3 protein-coding genes and 1 pseudogene are annotated in these 3,332 nt (G+C 77.5%); 3 read left to right on the plus strand and 1 reads right to left on the minus strand.

Annotated features, from left to right (window positions below):
* Positions 1–849: pseudogene (locus GQS09_RS31145) on the minus strand (response regulator transcription factor); the annotation flags it as partial.
* Positions 850–1,117: 268 nt separating this feature from the next.
* Between GQS09_RS31145 and GQS09_RS27635 the strand changes: the two are divergent.
* Genes GQS09_RS27635 through GQS09_RS27645 form a run of 3 tightly spaced genes read left to right on the plus strand, consistent with a single transcriptional unit; the run spans position 1,118 to position 3,305 of the window.
* Positions 1,118–1,783 carry a glycosyltransferase family 2 protein gene (locus GQS09_RS27635; RefSeq protein WP_207958369.1) on the plus strand — a complete coding sequence of 222 codons (666 nt, stop codon included), beginning with the start codon at positions 1,118–1,120 and terminating at the stop codon, positions 1,781–1,783.
* On the plus strand, positions 1,780–2,517 hold the full coding sequence (locus GQS09_RS27640; RefSeq protein ID WP_313896381.1) for a DUF2064 domain-containing protein: 738 nt from the start codon (positions 1,780–1,782) through the stop codon (positions 2,515–2,517). The genes GQS09_RS27635 and GQS09_RS27640 overlap by 4 nt, the downstream gene beginning before the upstream one ends.
* Positions 2,518–2,522: 5 nt before the next feature.
* A complete protein-coding gene (locus GQS09_RS27645) occupies positions 2,523–3,305 on the plus strand; it encodes a bifunctional 2-polyprenyl-6-hydroxyphenol methylase/3-demethylubiquinol 3-O-methyltransferase UbiG (RefSeq protein WP_165990256.1) in 783 nt (260 codons plus the stop codon).
* Positions 3,306–3,332 lie beyond the last annotated feature (27 nt).

Genomic DNA, 3,332 nt, shown 5'->3' on the forward strand with positions numbered 1-3,332 from the left:
CCCCCGCGCGTCCCCGTGCCCGTGCCCGTCGCCGTCCCGCCGGCCGCCGAGGGGCCGCCGGCGCCGGGCTCCTGCGGGCCCGGACCGGCCGCGTCGCCGTCGAAGCGGTAGCCCACGCCCCACACGGTGGTGATCAGACGGGGACGGGCCGCGTCCGTCTCCACCTTGTGCCGCAGCCGCCGCACATGCACCGTGACCGTGGACAGATCGCCGAAGTCCCAGCCCCACACCTGCGACATCAGCTCCTCACGGCTGAACGCCCGCCCCGGGTGGCGCAGGAAATGGGCCAGCAGGTCGAATTCGCGCAGCGTGAGGGCGAGCGGGCCGCGCGCGTCGCGCGCGGTGCGGGCCACCGGGTCGAGCACGATGCCGCCGCCCCGCAACTGCGGCCCGGCCGCCGGAGCCGCCCCGGCCCGGCGCAGCACCGAGGTCACCCGCAGCACCAGCTCACGCGGGCTGAACGGCTTGGTGACGTAGTCGTCGGCGCCCACCTCCAGGCCGAGGATGCGGTCCTCCTCGTCGCCGCGCGCGGTGAGCATCACCACCGGGACNGCCCACCTCCAGGCCGAGGATGCGGTCCTCCTCGTCGCCGCGCGCGGTGAGCATCACCACCGGGACGGAGCGCCGGGCGCGCAGCCGGCGGCACACCTCCAGCCCGTCCATGCCCGGCAGCATCAGGTCCAGCACCACCAGATCCGGGGGCCGGTCGGCGGCGCGGGCCAGGGCGGCCGGGCCGTCCGCCGCCCGGTCGACCGCGTAACCGGCGCGGTCCAGATAGCCGGTCACCACCTCGGTGACCGTCGGGTCGTCGTCCACCACGAGGACACGCTGGCGATGCGTTGCTGACATGCGGTCGAGTGTCACATCCCGCCCCTGGTAGGTGCGGGGAACGGAGGAGCCCAGATGCGGACGTCAGGAATTCGTAAGGAGGAGTGCCCGGGTATATCCCTATTGTCTCCGTAGGGTAAGAGGGGTGACTGACTCTCTGCCCGACGCGCGTCCCGACTCCACGGCCGGAGCCGCGGCCGGCACCCCGCCGGCCGCCCGGCCCGACGAACGGTTTCCCGCACGGACCGGCCGCAGAACCGGCGGCCGGCCCGATGCCCGGACCGGGGTGCTGCCCGGCGGGCACAGACCACGTGGCGAGATCGTGCTGCCGTGTCTGAACGAGGCCGCCGCCCTCCCGTGGGTGCTGGAGCGCATCCCGCGCGGCTGGCGGGCGCTGGTGGTCGACAACGGCTCCACGGACGGCTCCGGCGAACTGGCCGCCCGGCTCGGCGCCCGCGTGGTCCGCGAGCCGCGCCGCGGCTTCGGCGCCGCGTGCCATGCCGGACTGACCGCCGCCGAGGGCGAGCTCATCGCGTTCTGCGACTGCGACGCCTCCCTGGACCCGGCCGAGGCGGCCCGCGCCGCCGAACCCGTCCTGGCGGGCACGGCCGATCTGGTGCTGGCCCGCCGCCGCCCCACCGCGCGCGGCGCCTGGCCGGCACACGCCAGGGCCGGCAACCTCGCCCTGTCCGTGATGGTGCGCCGCCGCACCGGCGTACGGCTGCACGACATCGGTCCGCTGCGGGTGGCCCGCCGCCGGGCCCTGCTGGACCTGGGACTGACCGACCGGCGCAGCGGCTACCCGCTGGAGATGGTGGTCGCCGCCGCGGACGCCGGCTGGCGCATCCGGGAGACCGAGGTCGCCTACCGGCCCCGCACGGGCAAGTCCAAGGTCACCGGCACCTGGCGGGGCACCTTCCAGGCCGTCCGCGACATGCGGAAGGTCCTGCGGTGAGCGCCGGGGCCCGGACGGCCGCCCGGGACGGCGGCCTGACGCTTCTGGTGATCGCCAAGGAACCGGTGCCCGGGCGGGTCAAGACCCGGCTCAGCCCGTACTTCACCCCGGACCAGGCGGCCCGGCTGGCCGCCGCCGCACTCGCCGACACGCTGGACGCCGTGCGCCGGGTGCCCGCCCGGCGGCGGGTGCTGGTGCTGGCCGGACGGCCGGGGGAGTGGGTGCCGGACGGCTTCGAGGTGGTGCCGCAGTGCCCCGGCGGTCTGGACGAACGCATCGCGGCGGCCTTCGCGGGCTGCGACGGCCCCGCCCTGCTGGTCGGCATGGACACCCCGCAGCTCACCCCGGCGCTGCTGGCCCCGGCCACCGCGCCGGACGGCTGCCCGCCGGGCCGGGCCTGGTTCGGCCCCGCCGAGGACGGCGGCTTCTGGGCGCTGGGCCTGGCCGAGCCCGACCCCGGGCTGGTGCGCGGGGTGCCGATGTCCACCGGGCGGACCGGCGCCGCGCAGCGGAAGCGGCTGGCCGACGCCGGGCTGGAGGTGTGCGAACTGCCCGTGCTGCGGGACGTCGACACCCCGCCGGACGCTGCGCTGATCGCCCGTCAGGCGCCCGGCACCCGTTTCGCCGCCCTGCACGCGGCCCTCACCGCCGGACCGGCCGGGGTGTCCGGGGTCTCCGCGGTGCCGCGCCGGGCGCAGCGGCAACGGGGCGACGCGGGGGCGGGTGTCCGGTGACGACCGTGTCCACACCCGTGGCCGCTCCTGCCTCCGCCCCGGCCTCCGCCCCGGCCTCCGCTCCTGCCTCCGCCCCGGCCGCCGACCCGTCCGCCGGGCCCGCCACCGGCCCGGGCACCGGCACCGCCGTCCGGGACGCACCCGCACACCGGCGGTGCTGGTCCGCGGACCTGTACGCCGACGCGCTGCGCACCGGGCGCGGCCCCCTCTTCCTGCGCCGCCCGGACGGCTGGCTGCTGCCACTGGACATCGAACGCTGGTGCGCAGGCCCGGACGACGCCGACCGTTCGGTGCTGCGCCAGTGCCGCGGCAGCGTGCTGGACATCGGCTGCGGCCCCGGCCGGATGGTCGCCGAACTGGCCCGGCGCGGACAGACCGCGCTCGGCATCGACGTCACCCCGGCCGCCGTCGAACGGACCCGCGCGGCCGGCGGCACCGCCCTGCTCGCCTCGGTCTTCGACCCGCTGCCGCGGGAAGGGGAATGGGGCAGCGCACTGCTGCTCGACGGCAACATCGGCATCGGCGGCGATCCGGTCGCCCTGCTCGCCCGGGTCCGTGAACTCCTCGCACCCGGCGGCCGGCTGCTGGCCGAAGCCGCCCCCGTCAATGTGGACGAGCGGGTCCGGGCACGGCTGGACAACGGCCACGGCGTGCACAGCCCGTCCTTCCCCTGGGCGCGGGCCGGCCGCACCGCGCTGCGCGGCCACGCCGAGCGGGCCGGCTGGCGCACCGCCGCCCAGTGGCGCCTGCACGGCCGGCACTTCCTGCTGCTCGACACCGGCCGCTGACCCGGGCCGGGACGGGACGGCCCGGGC

Origin of the sequence: Streptomyces sp. YIM 98790 (assembly GCF_011421595.1) — a bacterium.
Classification (GTDB): Bacteria; Actinomycetota; Actinomycetes; order Streptomycetales; family Streptomycetaceae; genus Streptomyces.